Below are 19,966 nucleotides of genomic sequence, written 5' to 3'. Positions count from 1 at the left end.
AAGTTATAAAAAGATAACATTGTTTACATGTAAGCCTTTTACATGTAACGTGTTATGCCTTTTTGAGTTTTTCAATTTGATCCCGCAGTTTGGCTGCTTTTTCAAACTCCAAAATCTTTGCGGCTTCATGCATCGCTTTGGTAAGTTCAGCGATAATTTTCTTCTTTTCACTAGGCGGGATTTTATCTTTCTTATCAAAGGTATTGTAAATATCAGCATGCTCTTCAAGTTTGAGATTTTCATCCATCTTACGTGTGGTGCTAGTGGGGGTGATACCATGTTTTTGATTGTGTTCTTCTTGAATAGCACGTCTTCTTAGCGTTGTCTCAATCGCCTTTTGCATGGAATCGGTAATCTTTTCTGCAAACATAATAACCCTGCCGTTTAAATTACGTGCGGCTCGCCCCATGGTTTGAATGAGGCTTGTCTCTGAGCGTAAAAATCCCTCTTTATCCGCATCTAAAATAGCCACTAAAGAAACCTCAGGCAAATCAAGCCCTTCACGAAGGAGGTTAATACCCACCAACACGTCAAATTCTCCCACACGCAAAGAGCGAATAATCTGATTGCGCTCAATGGCGTCAATATCCGAGTGCATGTATTTTATTTTAATGCCTAAATCGGCGTAATAGCGTGTGAGCTCTTCTGCCATTTTTTTGGTAAGCACGGTGACAAGCACTTTTTCATCTTTACATGTAACCTCTTTGATGCGATCAAACAGCGTTTCGACTTGATTTTTACTGCTCAAAATTTCTACTTCAGGGTCAAGCAATCCTGTAGGACGAATAATCTGCTCTGCGACATTTTCACCACTAAGCGTTAGTTCCAACTCTTTAGGTGTTGCACTGACAAATAAATAACGAGGCGCTTTGTTAATAAACTCATCAAACATCAAAGGACGGTTATCTAAGGCACTAGGAAGCCTAAAGCCATACTCTACCAGTACTTCTTTGCGACTTCTATCTCCTGCGAACATGCCACGAAATTGAGGAAGGCTGACGTGTGATTCATCGACGATAACGAGGTACTCTTTATTCATCGCTTCAAAGTAATCAAACAGTGAATAAGGCGTGCCCCCTGGTTCAATCCCTGTAAGGTAGCGAGCGTAGTTTTCGATGCCTTTGCACATTCCCGTTGCCCCCATCATCTCTAAATCAAACTCAACCCTTTGTTTGAGGCGTTGGTGTTCGACCAGTTTGTCCTCTTTTTTAAGATAGGCTAAGCGCTCATCCAACTCCTGCTCAATCAATTTCATAGCCTTTTGAAGCCGCTCATGCCCTACAATAAACTGATTGGCGGCATAAATAACTACTTTAGGTAGGCTTTGGAGTTTTTTGTTGAGAAAAACGTCAAAATAGTGAATACTCTCCACTTCATCGCCAAAAAACTCAACCCGAATCGCTTCTTCTTCGTTGTACGCAGGGAAAATATCCACCACGTCCCCATTCACACGAAAGCATCCTCTATCAAAAAAGGTGTCATTGCGTTTGTAGCCCATATCCACCAAACGTAAAAGAAGCTTTTTCTGGTTAATGCTCTCACCTTTTTCGATGATTTGCACCATTTGTTTGTATTCGTGGGGATTTCCCAAGCCATAGTTTGCCGAAACCGACGCTACGCAAATAACATCATCGTAACTTAAGAGTGAAGCGGTGGCACTCAAACGCAAACGCTCCAGCTCTTCGTTAATAGAACTGTCTTTTTCGATAAACAAATCACTCCTAGGAATGTACGCTTCAGGCTGATAATAATCATAATAGCTGATAAAATACTCCACATGATTTTTAGGGAAAAAGCCCTTAAATTCGCTGTAAAGCTGTGCGGCAAGGGTTTTGTTGTGCGTCATAATTAATGTGGGCATTTTTAGTTTTTGAATAATTTGCGCCATGGTGTAGGTCTTACCACTGCCAGTCACTCCTATGAGGGTTTGGTAGCGGTTTCCTTTTTTGATGGAAGCACTTAGTGTTTCAATGGCACGAGGCTGGTCGCCTGAGGGTTGATAGGGACTTTCTAGGAAAAATTCGCTCATATTGATACTTTTTTGATTATTTTGTTACAATTATAGCAAACAGACCACAATGGAGTTTCTAAATGTTTGAAGAAGTGAAAAATGTAAGCCTTTTAAGCCAAAAGATTGATGAGCTTTTAGAAAAATACAAGGCCCTTGAGGCTCAAAATGAGACTCTGCGTCATGAACTTGTCACCGCAAAAGCCGTCGCTGAGGCAAAAAGCGTGCAAATTGCAAAGTTAGAGCAAGACCTCATTCACAAAGATGTCAATGCCGATGATTTGCTCAGTAAAATTGAAGCTGTGCTTGGTCGATGAATAAAATAACCATAAGTCTTGGTGGAAAAGACTTTGACATTAAGTTAGAGGGTGATTTTGCATTGAAATTTGAGGCTGATTTTAAAGCGCAGTTTCACGAAAAAAGCACCATTGACCCCAAAGAGCTTTTGTATGCGTATGTAGGCAAATGCTACGATACTTTTATGCTAGAACAAGAGATTACAAAGCTATTACAAAAAGTTGAAGGCATTTAAGTCGTGATTTAAAGAGTTTTCACTACAATCCTCATAATAGTCTATAAGTGTATAGGCTAAAACATTCATTTAAGGAGTCACCATGAGAAAAGGTTTTACGATGATTGAGCTTATCTTCGTCATTGTTATTTTAGGTATTCTAGCAGCCGTGGCTATACCTAGACTAGCAGCAACGAGAGATGATGCAGCCGTTACAGCCGCCGCATCCGATATTGCAACGCTTTATAAAGATTTGGGTACGTATTATACAGCACAGGGAAGTTTTGATGGCAATCTTAGTGCTGCATTGACGCAAACAAATCTTAAAAATATGACAAATGTTCAAGGCATTTATCCTACCTCAACTGCTGCTGAAATTGACTTTAGAACAGATGCAAATAAGACTTCTTGTTTTATTATGACTTTAACAACCGATGGAAATGTTACAGTTGCATCCTCAAGTAGGAATAATCCAGCTGGCACAGTATGTAAAGAAGTTATAGGTCTTAGTAATATCAAAGCTTTATTAGATAATAATCAAAGTTTTGGTGGACGTAAAGTTGCTCGATAATTTAAGGGAGGATTTTTCCTCCTTTATAAAGGTGATAGTGTGAAACAACATTCTTCGGCATTTACTATGATAGAGCTTGTCTTTGTGATTGTTATTTTGGGTATATTAGCAGCGGTTGCTATTCCTAGAATGGGTGCAACACGTGATGATGCGATGTTGGTGAAAGGCAAATCACAAATAGCTTCCATTCGCAGTGGGATTTCTCTTTTAAAATCAAAAATGCTTTTAGAAGGCAATACAACAGCGATAACAAAGCTTGATGATGCTACTGCTAACGCTGAAGGACAATCCCTTTTTAAAGATGTCTTAGAGTATCCTATTGTCTCAAAAAATGGCGATGGCAATTGGATGAAAACAGGCACGACAAGCTATACGTTTAAGCTTTTAGGCAAAACCAATACCTTTGAGTACAATACAACCGCATGGCAGTTTAACTGTACTGGTGATGATTGTACCGCATTAACCCAATAATCAATGTGCATTACTACCTCGTTTCTCTTTTAAAATCTCCTTTAAGTCCTTTAACCTACTGCTCTGATGCTATTTTAGAAGCAGGTTTTGTGGTCGAAATTCCCCTTTCAAAACGAATTGTTCAGGGTGTGGTGCTTGAGAGGGTTGAAAAACCTTCTTTTGCCTGCGAAGAGGTTTTGCTGACATATAAAACATTTTATACTCCAAAAACAGTGGAATTGGCTCGTTTTATTGCGGAGTATTATGTCTGTTCTTTGGGTGAAGCTTTGGCTCTTTTTACTCCTTTTTCACAGAAAACTTTACATGTAAACCAAAAGGTGAACACGCACATTGCGCTCTCAGCAGAGCAAGAGAATGCCTTTAGCTTTATTGAATCCCATCCCAATGCGCTTTTATTTGGCGATACAGGAAGCGGTAAGACTGAGATTTACATGAAACTGTTTGAAGCAACGCTCAATGCGGGAAAACAGGTTGTCTTTTTGCTCCCCGAAATTGGGCTAACCCCTCAGATGAAAAACAGGCTTAAACACCATTTTGGAACACACGTTGCCATTTGGCACTCTAAAATTAGCGCAAAGAAAAAAGAGGCGATTTTACAAGAGATACACGAAGGAAAGATTTGCATTGTAGCGGGCACACGCTCGGCACTCTTTTTACCGCTTGAGAACATTGGACTCATCGTCGTCGATGAAGAGCACGATGAGAGTTACAAATCGGGCAATAGACCCCGTTACAATGCCAAAGATTTGGCCCTTCTTTTTGGGCAAAAGTTAAAGGCAAAAGTGCTTTTAGGCTCTGCCACACCGACCTTAAGTAGTTTTCATAAACTGCCTACGTTTAGGCTAAAGGGAACATTTTTTGAAGCATCAACGCATATCATGTACGACGATGGTGAGCATGGTCTTTCGCATAAAGTGGTACAAGCCATTGAAAAAGCGTTAAAAGCAAAAAAACAAGTGATTGTCTTTTTACCCACACGTGCCAATTTTAAATACATTACATGTAAAGCGTGTGGAGCGCATATTGAGTGTCCGTTTTGCAGTGTTGGGATGAGCTTGCATCAGCATATGCATGCGCTTAAATGTCACTATTGTAATTACACCGAGGCGATTCCTCATGTGTGTCCCAAATGCGGACACGATGAAATTGTCGCAACACGCATGGGAACAGCAGAAGTCTCTTTAAAACTCTCTGAGCACTTTTGTGAGCACGTTGTGCAACAGTTTGACAGGGACGAAGTCAAAACCGAAAAAAAGCTTTCTGATATTTTGGCTCAGTTTAATGAGCATAAAATTGATATTATGGTGGGGACACAGATGCTCTCAAAAGGGCATGATTATCATGGGGTAGGACTTGCTGTTATTTTGGGGATTGATGCGCTTTTGGGGATGAGTGACTTTAGAGCACGAGAGAAAACCTTAGCATTGGTGCAACAAATTGCGGGCAGAGTGGGGCGAAAAGGGTACGGTGAAGTGTTGATTCAAAGCAAGAATGGTGATTTTTTTAAGCACTATTTGAGTGATTTCGAGCAATTTTTAAACGATGAGTTAGGTTTTCGAAAAGGGCTTTATCCGCCGTTTAAAAAGATGCTTAGGGTCATGAGCGCACACGTTAAAGAGGAAAAGGCTAAAGAGAGCATTGAAAAAGTGGCTTCTTTAGGAAAGCATTTTTCACAAATTGAAATTGTAGGATACGGCAAGGCAAACATTGCTAAAATCGCCAACAAATACCGTTATGAACTCTTAGTGCGTAGTGATTCGAGTAAGGCGCTTTTGGAGTTTGCGCACACTTTAAAACCCTTACATGTAGAAATTGATATGGATCCACTCTCTTTTTCTTAAAACCAAAAAAGGTATAATCAACTCCTTATAGAGCAAATCAATTTAATTTTGGATACACCATGATAAAACGCTACCCAACCAAACAAATTTTTGTAGGCAATGTCCCTGTGGGAGGCGATGCCAAAATCCCCGTCCAATCTATGACGTTTTCAAAAACGCACGATGTGCAAGCCACCTTAGAGCAGATCAGGCGGTTGCATTTTGCAGGGTGCGATATTGTCCGCTTGGCAGTACCTGATTATGAAGATGCGCAAGCGCTCAAAGCCATTAAAGCGGAGTCTTCTTTGCCTATTGTGGCGGATATTCACTTTAACTACCGTTTTGCTTTGATGGCTGCTGAGGTGGTGGATTGTATTCGCATTAATCCTGGCAATATTGGCAATAAAGAGCGTGTTAAAGAGGTGGTAAAAGCGTGCAATGAGAGGGGCATTCCTATTCGCATTGGCGTGAACAGTGGCAGTTTGGAAAAACAGTTTGATGAGAAGTATGGAGCCACCACCAAAGCGATGGTCGAATCAGCCCTTTATAACATCAAATACCTAGAAGATTTGGGTTTTACCAATATGAAAATCTCCCTCAAAGCCAGCGATGTAGAACGCACCGTTGAAGCGTATCGCACACTACGCCCTTTGGTGGAGTATCCCTTTCATTTAGGCGTCACGGAAGCTGGAACCTTGTTTCACTCAACCATCAAATCTTCTATTGCCTTAGGTTCTCTTTTATTAGATGGCATTGGCGATACGCTTCGGGTTTCCATCACAGGTGAGCTTGAAGAGGAAATCAGGGTGGGGCGAGCCATTTTAAAAGACAGTGGGGTGGAGGCTGAGGGCTTAAACATCATCTCGTGCCCCACATGCGGAAGGCTTGAAGCCAACCTTGTCAAAGCCGTAGCCGAAGTAGAAAAGCGCACCAAACACATTAAAGCACCTCTAAATATCTCAGTGATGGGATGTGTGGTCAATGCCATTGGTGAAGCCAAACATGCCGATGTTGCTATTGCTTTTGGGAAAGGGCAAGGGCTTGTGATGGTCAAAGGTGAAGTGATTGCAAAATTGAAAGAAGAAGATTTGGTTGATAAATTTTTAGAAGCGGTGGAGCTTGCCGCAAAGGAATACAAAGCATGAGCAATTTGCATAACATTAACATAGAACGCTCCGTTTTAAGCTCCATTTTGTTTAATCCAATGAGTTTTGAGGATGTCGCCGCCTTGATTGGCGCAAAAGATTTTTACTTGCCCAGTCATCGTTACATTTTTGAAGCGATGGAAGCGTGTGAGAGAGAAGATTTGCCCATTGATGAGGAGTTTATTAAGAAAAAGCTGAATCAACAAGGGCGCTTTGATGAAGATGCGATGCTTGAGATTCTCTCCACCAATCCACTACCAGCGACCAAAGCGTATGCGGAGGAGATTCGTGAAAAGGCGATTAAGCGGGAGTTGGTTCAGCTGACCTCCGATATTAAAGAGATTGCCGTCGATAAAGATTTGCCCTCAGCCGAAGTGGTGGATTTGGTGCAACAAAAGCTCTATCAGATTACGCAAGAAAGTGGCAGTAAAGAGTTTCGTGAATCGCCTGAAATGACCCATGCAACCATCGAGCACATTCATGAGATGAAAAAACGTGGCAATGCAGGGGTTGTGGGTGTTGATACGGGATTTACAGAGATAAACAGACTCACCTCAGGATTTGGTGAGGGCGATTTGATTATTGTAGCGGCACGTCCAGCGATGGGTAAAACGGCTTTTTGTCTTAATTTAGCGCAAAATGCACTTGATAGAGGGCGTGGGGTAGCGATTTTCTCTTTAGAGATGCCAGCGGAGCAGTTAATGTTAAGGATGCTCAGTGCTAAAACGTCCATTCCATTGCAAAAGCTCAAAGTGGGAGATATGGGAGATGAGCAGTGGGCACGGCTTAGCAGTGCGGCGGATGAAATGAGTAAGCGTAAGTTTTTTGTGGACGATAATGGCTCTGTGGATATTCACAAAGTACGTGCAAAGCTTCGTAAACTCAAATCCCAGCATCCTGAAATCTCTTTAGCCATCATTGATTATTTGCAGTTGATGAACTCTGCTAGCAATAAAGACAGGCATTTGGAAGTCAGTGAAATTAGCCGTGGTTTAAAACTCTTAGCCAGAGAGCTCAATGTTCCTATCATTGCGCTCTCACAGCTGAATCGTGGGTTGGAGAGTCGTAGCGATAAACGCCCGATGCTAAGCGACCTTAGAGAATCAGGCGCTATTGAGCAAGATGCGGACATGATTTTATTTGTCTACCGTGATGATGTTTATAAAGTGCGTGAAGAGAAAGAAAAAGAGCAAAAAGCACGCTCAGAGGGCAAAGAGTACAAGAGTGATTTCTTTGAAAAACCAGAAGAACTTGCTGAGGTGATTGTGGGAAAAAACAGAAATGGTCCTGTGGGTGTTGCCAATCTCATTTTTCAAAAAGCATGCACACGCTTTGTGGATGGTGCAAAAAATGCGATTCCTATTGAAGTGGTGCAGTATAACGCTTCCATAGCGCCTGAAGCAAAAATAAGTTTGCCTCCATTGTAACATGCTTTCCTCTCCACCACTTTTAGCAAACAAAAAAGAGCTTTTTGTTTTGCTTTTAGCGGTGGGATGCGTGGCACTTTTCTCCCTTAGTTTTCAGTATTACCATTTTTTAGAATTTCGAAAAAGCCCTTTACATGTAAGCATGGCAACAGTACTTAATCATTACACCAAAACCAATGCAAAAGGGCGCACGTACGATGTTTTTAAGCTTAGGCTTGATGGCAGTGGAGCAGAGGTGTATACAACATCGTTTCGTATCTCATCTATTCCTCTTAAAAGCCGTGTTAAGGTAAAACTAAAGGTCGATAAGGTGAGCTTTTATGACTACCTTAAAGGTTTTTTTGCTCCCTCTTTAGCACTGTATGAAATCTATGAAGACGACCCACCTTGGGATGTACGCCCCTTATATCAGTGGGTGGATGAGCAACATGAAAATGAAAAAATGGCAGAAGTGTATAAAACCCTTTTTTTTGCCACGCCCATTTCAAAAGAGCTTCGTGATGAGGTGCAAAAGTGGGGTATTTCGCATTTGGTTGCGATTAGTGGATACAATGTAGGGGTTATCTCATTTTTACTCTTCTTTTTTCTTAAACCTCTGTACCGTTTTTTTCAAAATCGCTATTTTCCTTATCGCAATATAGATGCAGATTTGAGTTGTGTGGTGTTTGTCGTTTTGTTTGTTTATATGGTCATCATAGATTTTATTGCACCATTCTTGAGGGCATTTGTGATGAGTTTAGTAGGGTTTTTCTTTTATTCCAGAGGGATAAAAGTGCTCAGTTTTGAGATGCTTGGTCTTATTACAATAACGCTTTTAGCGCTTTTCCCTTCACTTCTTTTTTCCCTCTCTTTTTGGCTCTCTATTGCAGGGGTTTTTTATCTTTTTTTATTTTTACACCATTTTGAGGGGATGAATCGTTGGGTTTTGTTGGGGATCATTGATTTGGGTGTATTTTTGCTGATGGTGCCTATCGTGCATACGTTTTTTCCTGTTTTTACCTTTTTACAACTCACTTCTCCTCTTTCTAGTTTGGTGTTTGTTGGCTTTTATCCTTTGGGACTTTTGTTACACGCCTTGCAGATCGGTGATAGTTTAGATACGTGGGTACTTGCCTTTTTACATGTAAAGACACACAGTTATATGCTTCATATTCCGTGGTGGATACTCATAGGTTATGTGGGTGTTTCTCTCTTAGCGATACGTTATAAATTAGCCCTCTATGGGTGTTTGGCTTTTTCGTTTTTCGCTCTCTTTTTCATTGAATAAGAAGCAGAGTTTTAAGCCGTACAAATAGATAAACCATGAAAAATAAATCCATATAAAAAAGAAGAGTAAAATGCTAAAAGAGCCATAAATACTAAGATAGGTTTGATTGTAGCTGACATAAAAGACAAATAAGGTTTTAGAAATGTACCAACACAACGAAGCAATAAACGAAGAAAGAAGGACACTGTTGAGATGAATTTTTATTTTTACGGAGACACTGTACATCACAAAATAAAGAAGCCAAATAATAAAATAGGGTGAAAATCTCACAAGATTTATGGAGTTTGTAACTTCATTTTGGGTGAGAAAAGTTTGTACAACAGTGGATGCGTAAAAAAAGATAATAAGCCCTAAAGGCATAAGTGTAACCAATGTCCAATAGGTTGTGAGTGCTTCCCAAAAACTGCGTGCTTTGGTTTCAAAAATTTTACTCACAATTTTTTCATAATCTAAAAAGAACATTACAGAAATGTAAAGCACAAAAATAAGTCCAACCACACCCATATTTCCCGTATTGTCTATAAAATTGTGCAGATAGTGAATCATCACGTCTTGTTGGGTAGGAATAAGTGAGCTAAAAATAAAGCCTTGCAACTTTTCATAATAGACTTCAAAAATAGGCAATTTGGTAAAAAGGCTAAAGGTAATCAATAAAATAGGAATGAGCGCTAAGATGGTGTGAAAACTCAAAGAAGAGGCGTAATGCGCAAGCTCTACGTCTCGTAATTTTTTTAAAAATTCCACACACTCTTTAGCGCTTAACACCTAAAGCCCCATTTTTGAGGGATTTAAAATATTGTTGGGGTCAAAGGCTTTTTTAATAGAGCGAAAGAGCTCCATTTCAGCATCGCTAAAGGCTAAATGCATAAAAGGGGCTTTACTTAGTCCTATACCGTGTTCACCGCTTAGGGTTCCGCCTAGTTCTACGGTTGCTTTAAAAATCTCTTCAATGGCATGGTGTCCAATTTCAAGTTGTTTAGCATCGCTTCCGTCCACCATAACATTGGTGTGTACATTGCCATCACCCGTGTGACCAAAACAAGGAACCGTTACATTGTATTTTTGAGAAATTTCGCCAATGGCTTTTAAAAGAGCAGGGAGTTTACTACGAGGTACGGTAATATCTTCGTTCAGTTTTTTACTGCCATAGATATTAATGCATTGGCTTGCATTACGTCTTGCAAACCAAAGATTTTTAGACTCTTCAGCGTTTTGCGCTCGTTTAAAGCCCGTCCCTCCATTTTGCTCAAAAGCTTTTTCAATAACATCCAATTGTGTGCTTAACTCTTCTTGGGAGTTACCATCCACATCGGTAATCAAAATAGCCCCTGCATCTTTAGGTAAACCCTTGTTGTACTTTTGCTCAACGGCCTTAATGGAGAGGTTGTCTAAAAACTCCATGGCTACAGGCGTTACACCTGCTGCCATCGTTTTATACACCGCATTCATCGCATCTTCAACACTGGGAAAAATGCCCATGGCTGTTTGTGACATCTTAGGCTTTGCAATGAGTTTGAGGGTGATTTCCGTAATAACCGCTAAGGTTCCCTCACTGGCAATCAGAATTCCTGCAATGTTATAACCTGCAACATCTTTAATGGTGCGTTTTCCCGCTCGAATAATCTCACCATTTGGCAGTACCGCACGAAGTGCCATAACATAATCTTTCGTAATGCCGTATTTTGCTGCACGCATACCGCCTGCGTTTTCACTGACATTGCCTCCAATGGTTGAGTACTCTTCACTGGCAGGATCGGGCGGATAAAAAAGTCCTTGTGCTTCAACGGCTTTTTGCAATGCCATATTAATGACACCTGGTTGAACCACAGCGACCATATTTTCCATATCAATTTCAAGGATTTTGTTCATATGTTTTTCAAACGCTAAAATAATGCCACCATTAGCAGGCAGTGAGCCTCCTGTAAAACCACTTCCAGCCCCTCGTGGTGTGATAATAATGCGATGTTCATTGCAGTATTTTAAAATGGCACTGACATCGTTTTCATCACGAGGAAAAAGCACGGCATCTGGCTCATAGCGTGTACGGGTTGCATCGTAACAGTAGGCAATGAGATGGGCTTTATCGTCGTAAACATTTTCTGCGCCTAAAATGCGTTTAAAATAATCAATATGCTTTGCTTCCATCAACTATTTTCCAATAAGTGAGCTGTAATAACTGGTGTAATCTTTAATTTCAGAACTTCCCCAACTAAACCATGAGCTTTCAACCTTGCCAATACGAGAGTAAAAAGGGAGCATCGTGTTTGCGTTTTCTTGAATGTCGGTGGTGTAAATGGTGTTGAAATTATGGCAATCTACAAAGTAACCTTTTGATTGAATCGCAAAAAAGATCAGTGAAGCGGTATTTTGATAGCACATCTCTTGAAACAGTTTTTTATCGGGATTTGGGCGGTACAATTTTGCTAAATGGGTTGCGATTAAATCAGGATGCACCCATGTAATCATGGAGTAGCGCTTTGTAACATCTCTGTAGGTTTCTTGATTTGGAGTAACGATTAAGGCTCTATCGTAAAGATAGTTTAGGGTGACTTCATCGCCTTTCATGGGTTTTATGCCTGCTTCTGGAAATGCCATTTGTGAAAGCATTTCAAACTTTTCTACACGCAAGGTTGCGTTGACACCATCTTTAGCAATAACATCCACACGTGCAATGATGCTAGAGGTTTTCTCATCAAAAGCGTGTCTGACAATACCACTGGCTCCTAAAACAAACAGAGGTGAATCCGCAATGACAAGGTGTTTATCATTGGACTCTAAAACAGGTGTTTTGTATGCCACAAAGGGTGTTTGCGCTTGAGCAAAAGCGCTAAATACACACAGACAAAAAAGTAAGCATAATTTCTTCAACGAAGACTCCTTGAGGGGGTTGAAACCCTTTATGATTTTATAATACAAGGATTATATCTATAACTGTTTTAAAAAAACTTATTTTTAGCACAACTCTTCTTTTTAGGCATTTTGTAAGATTTTTTGAGATAGAATCAGGCACTAATGAGGGGGTGTAGGGATGATTAAATGGGTCTATTTATGGTTGGTTTTTCTTTCGTTTTCGTGCGCATCTTACCTTGAAGAGTTAAAATGGCCAAAAGGTGAAACATTTTTAACCTTTTTAGAGAAAAATCAATTACCACTTAAGATTTACTATACCTTAGATAAGGAAGAGCAAGAACTTGCCGCAGAAATTATTGCAGGGGTTAAATATCAGGTTTTAAAGAGTGAAGATCATCAGTTAGAACAGGTGCTTATTCCTATTGGTGAAGAGTTGCAAATGCATCTTAAAAAAGTGAATAATGAATTTGTGATGGAAATAACGCCTATTGTTGTTCAAGAAGAGAAGCGCTCTCTTGCTATTGAAATTCAAAATTCCCCTTACCTTGACATTATAAGTGCTACCAATAATTATGGTTTAGCCAATGAGTTTGCCCAATCGTTTAAAGGGGGTGTTAACCTTCGTAATTTACAAAAAGGGGATAAGCTGGTTCTTTTATTTCAGCAAAAGCGTCGTTTGGGAAAACCTTTTGGTTCCACGAAGATTGATGTTTCTATGCTCGAAACCGCTAAAAAGCAGCACTATATTTTTTATTACAAAGAGAATTATTACAACCAAAAAGGTGAAGAGCTGGATAGCTTTTTACTCACCAAACCCGTAAACTATACCCGCATCTCTTCGGTCTTTACCCAAAAGCGCTGGCATCCTGTTTTGAAAAAATACCGTGCGCATTTAGGGATTGATTATGCGGCACCTACAGGCACACCTGTGCGTTCGGCAGGCAATGGAAAAGTTATTTTTGTAGGTACTAAAGGTGGTTATGGAAAAACCATCGAAGTTGCTCACGATAGCAGTTACAAAACGCTCTATGCCCATCTAAATGGTTTTGCTAAAGGTGTGCGAGGGGGACAGGGTATTAAGCAAGGGCAAGTGATTGGTTATGTGGGAAATACAGGAATGAGTACTGGACCGCATTTGCATTTTGGTTTATACCGAAGCAATGTTGCCATTAACCCTGCAAGTGTTGTAAAAATGGCTAAAAGTGCCCTAGGTGGCAAAGAATTGAAAGAGTTTATGCGTTATAGCGAAGATTTGAAACAGCAAGTTCAAGTAGCGTTGCAAAACAATGAACTTCCTTTGAAAGAGGAAAATTTTGATGCCTTTTATCCGTTAGAAAAAATCCAAAGTTAAATATATGTTATGTTAAAAACTAACACAAAGAGTCTTTCATGATACGATGTTTTTTTAGAAACAGCAATAAACTAGAGGTTATTACCGATTTTAATGATTTTTATGAGGATGAAGATAAAAAAGATAAAGTGGTTTGGTTGGATATGCTTTTGCCAACCCATGCAGAGATTAGTTTTGTGGAAGAGACCTTTGGCATAGATTTTCCTACCAAACAAGAGAGTGAAGAGATTGAGACGAGTTCGAGGTATTGGGAAGAAGACAAAAAAATCGAAATCAACAGTTTCTTTTTGATCAGCAATGAAGAGGGTGCGCACAACGAAACGGTTTCGTTTATCTTGCAGGGCAATTTGCTCATCTCCATTCGTTATAAAGAGCTTCGTGCCTTTGAAGAGTTTAGCAAACGTTTTTTTTACGCTCCACGAGAGTTTAAAAATGGCTACTATATCTTTTCACAACTCTTAGACATTCGTATTGATGCGGATGCGGACATCATCGAAAAGCTCTCTAAAGACATCACACGCTTGCGAAAACACGTTTTTACAGACTACGCCAACGACGATGAAGAAATCTTGGAAAAAATCTCCGCTTTGGAAGATTTGAACATGAATATCAGAGAAAACTTGACCGATAAACAGCGCATTCTAACCTCGTTTTTAAAATCAACCAAATACGATGACAGCTCTTTAAGGGGCGATATTGTCATCATGCTTAAGGATATTAAGTCTTTGATTGATTACACGGAGTTTAACTTTGAGCGGCTTGATTATTTGCAAAATATCTTTATCGGTGTTTTGAGCATTGAACAAAATAAAGTCATCAAAATCTTTACCATCGTGAATGTTATCTTCCTTCCTCCAACCCTCATCGCGAGTATTTACGGGATGAACTTCAAAATTATGCCTGAGCTCGATTGGAGTTATGGCTATGCCTTTTCACTCGCACTCATGGTCATCTCAGCGATAACCCCGATAGCGATTTTCAAGAAAAAAGGGTGGATTTGAGGCATGAAACATACCATTGAGGTACTTAAAGTAGAAGAGTGCATCAGTTCTGAATATATCAAACCTAAAAGTATGTATTATTTGCACAACAGTATTGAAAAGCGCTGGGACATCGTCGATACGCACAACAGCGTTGCCATTTTACTCTACCATAAAACGCTCGATAGCTTTGTGTTTGTGAAACAGTTTCGCCCCTCAATTTATATTAAAAATCAAGATGGTTTCACTTACGAGTTGTGCGCTGGCATCGTCGATAAAGACAAAAGTCTCATCGAAATCGCCAAAGAAGAGGTTTTAGAAGAGACGGGCTACGATGTTCCGCTTGAAAAGTTAGAGAAAATCTCTTCCTTTTACACCGCTGTTGGCTTCGCTGGTGGCAGACAAACGCTTTACTACGCCGTACTCGATGATAGCATGAAAGTAAGTGATGGTGGTGGCATAGAAGATGAAAACATCGAAGTTATTTACCTCAAACGTGAAGAAACGCTAGAATTTATGTTTGATGAGCGCATCGCCACAACTTCAGGCTTGATGTTTGCGCTTATGTGGTACTTTAGGACGTATGAGAAATAGCTTTACATGTAAAGGGTTTAGATAATCTCCAACTGCTCTAAAATATCTTTGGTGAGTTTAGAAAGTGGACGTTTGCTCAAATCTTCATCGCTGATGTAGCCACCAAAAATCAAACGCAGTAAATCTTCTTTGTTTTTAAAGAGCGTTCCCTCGTAGTTTTTCATCAACTCTTCGATGTAACTTTCGTTGTACATCACGGATTTTTGGATAAGTTCTATGACGATGTCTTTGTGGTTTTCATATAAAGACTTAATCTGTAAAATATTATTATAATTATTGAGTTTTTTTCTCATTTTTCTATTATTTTGTTTTTTTACAAGTAACAATTCCAAATTTTCTTCATTATAGGGTAGTTTTAAAAGTTTATGAGAAAATTGAAAATACTCATTGATGGATTCTTTGTATGGGTATATTTTGAGTTTTTTCTTGCGTTTCATATGATTACATGTATGGCATGAGGGTATTAAATTATATAAGCTAATTGCCAAATAGGGATAATCGTCTTTTGGAAAAAAATGGTCTAACTCTACAGTTGTCCCATTTTGAGAAAAATTGACTATGAAATTTCTATTGCAATAAGGGCAGACTTTTACATTAGAAAGTGCAACCAATTTTTTAGCCCAAACTTTTCTAAAATCATCATAGATTTTATAGTCATCTTCATTTGTTTGTTTTACGCCATATTGTCTAATGAGTAAGTCAATATTCTCATTTGTAAGCAGTTCTTTAATTTGGTGGTTTGTTAATTGCAAATTAGTTTTCAAAAAACTGAAAAACCTTTTTGCATTAGCTGAAAAAATTTTCTTCTTCGGTGTTAATAAAGTTTCTTTGAGTGCCTTAATATATTCATTTTTTATTGTATAGGTAATGTCGATTTTTGTCATTTTTTCACTTTTTTTAATTCTTCTTCAAGTACCTTGATTTGCTTTTGTATAGAATCAATTTTGTCGATTTTTGCCAAGCGTTTACTGTCTAGTATCTTTTGAAGTTGTCGTTTTAAGATTGGTTCACCGATAATCGAGATGATGTTTTCACAGTAATCTATCTCTTCTTTTGTAAGTTCTTTTTGATTGAGATATTTGATGGCTTTATTGATTTTCTCTTTCGCAAACTCGCCCATAAGCCCATCTTTCATAAAAAAGCCATGCGAGAGTAGTGTATGGATATTGGCTCCAAAGGTTTCGATGTTTGTTTCTTCAGTTACATTTTTACAATTTCCATTATTATCTTTTTGTAAAAAAACAACATTTCCTTTTGGTAAATCTGAAAGGATAAATGGAGAATGAGAAGTTATAACTAAATGTTTATTTACACTACTTACAGGTAAAGATTTCAATAAATCATTAATAAAAATTTTATTCCATTGAGGATGAAGAAAAGTATCTGGTTCGTCTAATAACAAAATTTTACTTTCACTAAAAAAATATGAATCAATAATTTCGATGTACAAAGCTAATCTTTTTTGTTCACCACTAGACAAACCAAAAAAATGGGAGCGTTAGAAATTCTGTGTCAATCAGGTAGTATTTCAAATACACAAGGATTGAACGATGGAATTTCAGATAGACACAGAGGCAATATTACAGCACATACGTGAGGGCAAAGCCCTTGGAGGGAAAGATGGAGCACTGGCTCCTCTTATTAAACAACTAACAGAAGCAGCACTTCAAGCAGAGATAGAATCGCACCTTACCCAAGATTTGCAAAAGAATCGTAAAAATGGATTTAGCTCTAAAACAATGAAGAGTGAAGTAGGTAACTTCGAACTCGATGTTCCAAGAGATCGAACTGGTAGATTCGAGCCTCAAATCGTGAAGAAAAATCAAACCCATATGTCGGATCAAATAGAGCAAAAGATACTCTCACTCTATGCCCTTGGCAACAGTTATAGCCAAATAGTTGACCTTATTGAAGAAATATACGGTGTAGGCTTCTCTAAAGCCACCATAAGCGCCGTAACCGATAAAATCCTACCCATGTTACAAGAGTGGCGCGTTCGCCCCTTGGAAGAGCTGTATCCCTTTATATTCTTAGATGCCATTCACTATAAAGTGAAAGATGAAGGCAAATATATTTCCAAAGCATTTTATACCGTGCTTGGTGTTAAAACCGATGGTAAAAAAGAGATATTAGGTCTTTATTTAGGTGAAAGTGAAGGAGCAAAGTTCTGGTTACAAGTGCTCACAGATCTGCAAAACCGTGGAGTGAAAGATATATTGATTGCCTCAGTCGATGGACTTAAAGGATTTCCTGAAGCGATTAACTCAGTATTTCCCAATACAGAAGTTCAGCTGTGTATCGTCCATCAAATACGCAATTCCCTCAGGTTTATAGGCTCAATCAATCAAAAGCAATTTGCTAGTGAACTTAAAGCAGTCTATCAAGCATTTTCCAAAGAAGAAGCTGAAAATGAACTGGATAAACTGGAAGAAAAATGGGGTAAAAAATACCCTATTGTTTTTCAATCATGGCGCAACAAATGGGATAACCTCTCACTGTATTTTCAGTACCCTGAAGATATTAGACGTGTTATTTATACCACCAATATTATTGAATCCGTTCATCGCCAGTTTAGAACATTGACAAAGACTAAAGGGGCTTTTCCAAATGATGATAGCTTACTCAAACTTCTTTTTATGGGTATTAAAAATGCAGAAAAAAAATGGACAATGCCTATACGAAATTGGAGTCTAACCCTCTCACAACTCTCAATTTATTTCGAGGGTAGACTCAACAAGGCTTTAAATTTATGATACAATTTTAGGAACTACTTGGTGCTGACACAGATTTTTGAACACTCCCAAAAAAATCTATTTGATTTTCATAACTTAATAATTCAATCTCTAATAGAGTAAAAGTGTTAAATTCACTATTAATAGTAAATAAATTTTTAAAATCAAAAGCTTTTTTGACTAAAACAGCATCTAAGTTTAATGTTAAACAAAAGTTGTTATTTTGTTTAGTAAATAAATTCTTGTTTTCTTCACAAAATTGAATCCACTCTTCAACTAGCTTTATACCATTTTGAGCATCTTCTAAATGTATCTTATGTGCATTGATTTTTTCTTCAAATGCTTTTATTTTTTCAAACATATTTTCAAATGACAAGTCATCAAAAATATTCTTTATTAAATTAAATTTAGCATAATTTATATTTTCTATATTTGAAAATAAAGATGATAAATTATTCATATACTCAATCAAAAAACTAATTTTTATATCTTTGATTAAATCACCACTAGAATTTTTCATCTGTGCTAATTCTAGTTTTCCGATTAATCCATTTTCTTTTGAGGTTTTTATATTATCTTGAATTAATTTTACAATATTTGAATATATACTTTTTAGAAATTTTTCATATTCTTCATGAGGTAAATTACTATTTAACGACCCTAAACCTCTTTGAATATTCAATTCATTCTTAGAAACTAAATTATTTCTATATATTATTATTTTTAATTTATCAAAAACAAATTTATCATCTACTTTTTTTAAAACTTGATTGTCTTTCTTAAATACATCGATAAACTTGTATAAAAATTCCATTTTATAGTTTTCTGTATAACTAACTCTATCTTCTTTTTTCTTTCTACTTAGTATTGTACTTTGTAAATGGGGAATAAAAGAAAGTCCTAAATAAGAGGTTTTTATATCATTTTTTATTAATGTAGTATTTTTTGATTTTATGGAAAAATCAAAATTAGTATTGTAATAAAAAGATTTACTATCTAGAGGATATACATAAAATATTTTATTACTCGTATTAGGCATTAAATACAAAGCTTCTAAAACACTACTCTTTCCACTCCCATTTTCCCCAACAATCGCAGTAACATTGATATTGTCAGGAAAGATGGAAACGTAGTCTTTTTTTTCTTCAATCGTGAGTTCATTTTTATCTTTATCATATTTACATGTAAACCTAGGAGAAAAATTAAACCCTTGATTTTCAATATTTTTATACTTCTCAACCCACAAATAAACCAGTTCCATGTTCACTCCAAAGGTTTTACATGTAAAGCTTTGAGCCTTTACATGTAAAAAGATTTCAGTCGATAAATCGTTTCGTCAAATCCCCATACGTTTCGATGCGTCTATCACGTAAAAATGGCCAGATGCGCCTTACGTGTTCGCCTCTTTGTAGGTCTACGTCGACGATGATGACTTCTTCTTGGTCGTGGCTGGCTCTAACGATGATCTCGCCTTGTGGTCCTGCTACAAAGGAGTTGCCCCAAAAGCGGATGCCATCTAGTACGTTGTGATTGTCTTCTTCTTTGCCGATGCGGTTGACGCTAATGACAGGCAAGCCATTTGCGATGGCGTGACCTCTTTGGATCGTCTCCCATGCGTCACATTGTCTGCGTTGTTCATCTTCGGTGTCTTCGTCGAACCAACCGATGGCGGTGGGGTAGATGAGCATTTCAGCCCCTTTTAACGCCATTAAACGTGCGGCTTCTGGGTACCACTGATCCCAACAGACTAAAACGCCTAATTTTCCGACACTGGTTTGGATGGGATTGTAGCCCATGTCGCCTGGGGTGAAGTAGAATTTCTCGTAAAATCCTGGGTCATCGGGGATGTGCATTTTGCGGTATTTGCCAGCGACTGAGCCATCTTTTTCAAAGACAACGGCGGTGTTGTGGTACAGACCTGCGGAGCGTTTTTCAAAGAGGGAGGTGACTAAGACGACGGTGTTTTCTTTGGCGATGCCTGACCAAAAAGCGATGTCCCTCTCCCAGTTGTTTGCGAGGTCAAAACACGCCACATCTTCGTTGATGCAAAAGTAGCGGTCTTGGTGGAGTTCTTGCAGTACCACAAGTTGCGCACCTTTGGTGGCGGCTTCTTTGATGAGTGAAACGGTTTTGGCGATGGTTTCTTTGGCAGAGCCTTGAATAGCGTGTTGAATAAGGGCTGTTTTCATTGGGATTGACCTTGTGTAAAAAGTGGTTTTATTCTACATTAATATGCTTT

At 38.5% G+C, this 19,966-nt stretch carries 20 protein-coding genes; 12 read left to right on the top strand and 8 right to left on the bottom strand.

Features of this window, described 5'->3' with window-relative positions; translation table 11 throughout:
* Positions 1-52: 52 nt before the first annotated feature.
* Positions 53-2,029, bottom strand: a complete 1,977-nt coding sequence (gene uvrB / locus SULBA_RS08250) for an excinuclease ABC subunit UvrB (RefSeq protein ID WP_014769834.1) — start codon at positions 2,027-2,029, stop codon at positions 53-55.
* A 62-nt stretch (positions 2,030-2,091) separates the two neighbouring features.
* On the opposite strand from uvrB, the gene SULBA_RS08245 reads away from it, so the two are divergent.
* From SULBA_RS08245 to SULBA_RS08210, 8 genes are all read left to right on the top strand, one after another.
* Positions 2,092-2,325: a hypothetical protein gene (locus SULBA_RS08245; protein ID WP_014769833.1), complete on the top strand. Its 234-nt coding sequence runs from the start codon at positions 2,092-2,094 to the stop codon at positions 2,323-2,325.
* Positions 2,322-2,540 carry a hypothetical protein gene (locus tag SULBA_RS08240; RefSeq protein ID WP_014769832.1) on the top strand — a complete coding sequence of 73 codons (219 nt, stop codon included), beginning with the start codon at positions 2,322-2,324 and terminating at the stop codon, positions 2,538-2,540. Before SULBA_RS08245 ends, SULBA_RS08240 begins: the two co-directional genes overlap by 4 nt.
* 82 nt (positions 2,541-2,622) lie before the next feature.
* Positions 2,623-3,090 (top strand): prepilin-type N-terminal cleavage/methylation domain-containing protein, encoded by a 468-nt coding sequence (locus tag SULBA_RS08235; protein WP_014769831.1) that lies wholly within the window; start codon positions 2,623-2,625, stop codon positions 3,088-3,090.
* Positions 3,091-3,129: 39 nt separating this feature from the next.
* Positions 3,130-3,561, top strand: coding sequence for a type II secretion system protein (locus SULBA_RS08230; protein WP_014769830.1), 432 nt, complete (start codon positions 3,130-3,132; stop codon positions 3,559-3,561).
* Positions 3,562-3,566: 5 nt separating this feature from the next.
* Complete coding sequence (locus tag SULBA_RS08225; RefSeq protein WP_014769829.1) at positions 3,567-5,402, top strand: primosomal protein N'; 1,836 nt, start codon at positions 3,567-3,569, stop codon at positions 5,400-5,402.
* Positions 5,403-5,461: 59 nt separating this feature from the next.
* Positions 5,462-6,526, top strand: a complete 1,065-nt coding sequence (ispG, locus tag SULBA_RS08220) for a flavodoxin-dependent (E)-4-hydroxy-3-methylbut-2-enyl-diphosphate synthase (RefSeq protein WP_014769828.1) — start codon at positions 5,462-5,464, stop codon at positions 6,524-6,526.
* Complete coding sequence (locus SULBA_RS08215) at positions 6,523-7,953, top strand: replicative DNA helicase (protein WP_014769827.1); 1,431 nt, start codon at positions 6,523-6,525, stop codon at positions 7,951-7,953. The genes ispG and SULBA_RS08215 overlap by 4 nt, the downstream gene beginning before the upstream one ends.
* Position 7,954: 1 nt before the next feature.
* Positions 7,955-9,220 (top strand): ComEC/Rec2 family competence protein, encoded by a 1,266-nt coding sequence (locus tag SULBA_RS08210; protein ID WP_014769826.1) that lies wholly within the window; start codon positions 7,955-7,957, stop codon positions 9,218-9,220.
* Here SULBA_RS08210 and SULBA_RS08205 read toward each other — a convergent pair.
* The 3 genes from SULBA_RS08205 to SULBA_RS08195 are packed head-to-tail and all read right to left on the bottom strand — an operon-like array spanning position 9,164 to position 12,088.
* Complete coding sequence (locus SULBA_RS08205; protein ID WP_014769825.1) at positions 9,164-9,985, bottom strand: YihY family inner membrane protein; 822 nt, start codon at positions 9,983-9,985, stop codon at positions 9,164-9,166. The two genes, SULBA_RS08210 and SULBA_RS08205, sit on opposite strands and share 57 nt — an antisense overlap.
* Positions 9,986-11,365 carry an FAD-linked oxidase C-terminal domain-containing protein gene (locus SULBA_RS08200; RefSeq protein WP_014769824.1) on the bottom strand — a complete coding sequence of 460 codons (1,380 nt, stop codon included), beginning with the start codon at positions 11,363-11,365 and terminating at the stop codon, positions 9,986-9,988.
* 3 nt (positions 11,366-11,368) lie between these two features.
* Positions 11,369-12,088 (bottom strand): plasminogen-binding N-terminal domain-containing protein, encoded by a 720-nt coding sequence (locus SULBA_RS08195; RefSeq protein ID WP_014769823.1) that lies wholly within the window; start codon positions 12,086-12,088, stop codon positions 11,369-11,371.
* Positions 12,089-12,248: 160 nt separating this feature from the next.
* Between SULBA_RS08195 and SULBA_RS08190 the strand changes: the two genes are divergently transcribed.
* The 3 genes from SULBA_RS08190 to SULBA_RS08180 are packed head-to-tail and all read left to right on the top strand — an operon-like array spanning position 12,249 to position 14,995.
* Positions 12,249-13,421: a peptidoglycan DD-metalloendopeptidase family protein gene (locus SULBA_RS08190; RefSeq protein ID WP_014769822.1), complete on the top strand. Its 1,173-nt coding sequence runs from the start codon at positions 12,249-12,251 to the stop codon at positions 13,419-13,421.
* Between the two features lie 38 nt (positions 13,422-13,459).
* A complete protein-coding gene (gene corA / locus SULBA_RS08185; protein WP_014769821.1) occupies positions 13,460-14,422 on the top strand; it encodes a magnesium/cobalt transporter CorA in 963 nt (320 codons plus the stop codon).
* Between the two features lie 3 nt (positions 14,423-14,425).
* Positions 14,426-14,995, top strand: coding sequence for an NUDIX hydrolase (locus tag SULBA_RS08180; RefSeq protein ID WP_014769820.1), 570 nt, complete (start codon positions 14,426-14,428; stop codon positions 14,993-14,995).
* A gap of 17 nt (positions 14,996-15,012) precedes the next feature.
* On the opposite strand, the gene SULBA_RS08175 is transcribed toward SULBA_RS08180, so the two are convergent.
* Both SULBA_RS08175 and SULBA_RS08170 read right to left on the bottom strand, forming a co-directional pair.
* Positions 15,013-15,759: an HNH endonuclease gene (locus SULBA_RS08175; RefSeq protein WP_172634074.1), complete on the bottom strand. Its 747-nt coding sequence runs from the start codon at positions 15,757-15,759 to the stop codon at positions 15,013-15,015.
* 116 nt (positions 15,760-15,875) lie between these two features.
* Positions 15,876-16,475 carry an AAA family ATPase gene (locus SULBA_RS08170; RefSeq protein ID WP_014769818.1) on the bottom strand — a complete coding sequence of 200 codons (600 nt, stop codon included), beginning with the start codon at positions 16,473-16,475 and terminating at the stop codon, positions 15,876-15,878.
* Between the two features lie 70 nt (positions 16,476-16,545).
* On the opposite strand from SULBA_RS08170, the gene SULBA_RS08165 reads away from it, so the two are divergent.
* Entirely contained in the window at positions 16,546-17,748 is a 1,203-nt protein-coding gene (locus SULBA_RS08165) for an IS256 family transposase (RefSeq protein WP_014768976.1), read from the top strand.
* Between the two features lie 7 nt (positions 17,749-17,755).
* Here the strand turns inward: SULBA_RS08165 and SULBA_RS08160 are convergent, their stop codons facing one another.
* Positions 17,756-18,988 (bottom strand): ATP-binding protein, encoded by a 1,233-nt coding sequence (locus SULBA_RS08160; RefSeq protein ID WP_014769817.1) that lies wholly within the window; start codon positions 18,986-18,988, stop codon positions 17,756-17,758.
* Between the two features lie 55 nt (positions 18,989-19,043).
* Positions 19,044-19,916: a carbon-nitrogen hydrolase gene (locus tag SULBA_RS08155; RefSeq protein ID WP_014769816.1), complete on the bottom strand. Its 873-nt coding sequence runs from the start codon at positions 19,914-19,916 to the stop codon at positions 19,044-19,046.
* Positions 19,917-19,966 lie beyond the last annotated feature (50 nt).

This window comes from Sulfurospirillum barnesii SES-3 (genome assembly GCF_000265295.1).
GTDB lineage: Bacteria > Campylobacterota > Campylobacteria > Campylobacterales > Sulfurospirillaceae > Sulfurospirillum > Sulfurospirillum barnesii.
Note: the sequence above shows the minus strand (reverse complement) of the source record. Positions and strands in the feature narration are given on the sequence as shown.

Coding starts and splice junctions, on each gene's coding strand:
- corA (WP_014769821.1), top strand. CDS start 13,460: ATGATACGATGTTTTTTTAGAAACAGCAATAAACTAGAGGTTATTACC.
- SULBA_RS08160 (WP_014769817.1), bottom strand. CDS start 18,988: ATGGAACTGGTTTATTTGTGGGTTGAGAAGTATAAAAATATTGAAAAT.
- SULBA_RS08210 (WP_014769826.1), top strand. CDS start 7,955: ATGCTTTCCTCTCCACCACTTTTAGCAAACAAAAAAGAGCTTTTTGTT.
- SULBA_RS08190 (WP_014769822.1), top strand. CDS start 12,249: ATGATTAAATGGGTCTATTTATGGTTGGTTTTTCTTTCGTTTTCGTGC.
- SULBA_RS08180 (WP_014769820.1), top strand. CDS start 14,426: ATGAAACATACCATTGAGGTACTTAAAGTAGAAGAGTGCATCAGTTCT.
- SULBA_RS08245 (WP_014769833.1), top strand. CDS start 2,092: ATGTTTGAAGAAGTGAAAAATGTAAGCCTTTTAAGCCAAAAGATTGAT.
- SULBA_RS08215 (WP_014769827.1), top strand. CDS start 6,523: ATGAGCAATTTGCATAACATTAACATAGAACGCTCCGTTTTAAGCTCC.
- SULBA_RS08235 (WP_014769831.1), top strand. CDS start 2,623: ATGAGAAAAGGTTTTACGATGATTGAGCTTATCTTCGTCATTGTTATT.
- uvrB (WP_014769834.1), bottom strand. CDS start 2,029: ATGAGCGAATTTTTCCTAGAAAGTCCCTATCAACCCTCAGGCGACCAG.
- SULBA_RS08240 (WP_014769832.1), top strand. CDS start 2,322: ATGAATAAAATAACCATAAGTCTTGGTGGAAAAGACTTTGACATTAAG.
- SULBA_RS08200 (WP_014769824.1), bottom strand. CDS start 11,365: ATGGAAGCAAAGCATATTGATTATTTTAAACGCATTTTAGGCGCAGAA.
- ispG (WP_014769828.1), top strand. CDS start 5,462: ATGATAAAACGCTACCCAACCAAACAAATTTTTGTAGGCAATGTCCCT.
- SULBA_RS08165 (WP_014768976.1), top strand. CDS start 16,546: ATGGAATTTCAGATAGACACAGAGGCAATATTACAGCACATACGTGAG.
- SULBA_RS08155 (WP_014769816.1), bottom strand. CDS start 19,916: ATGAAAACAGCCCTTATTCAACACGCTATTCAAGGCTCTGCCAAAGAA.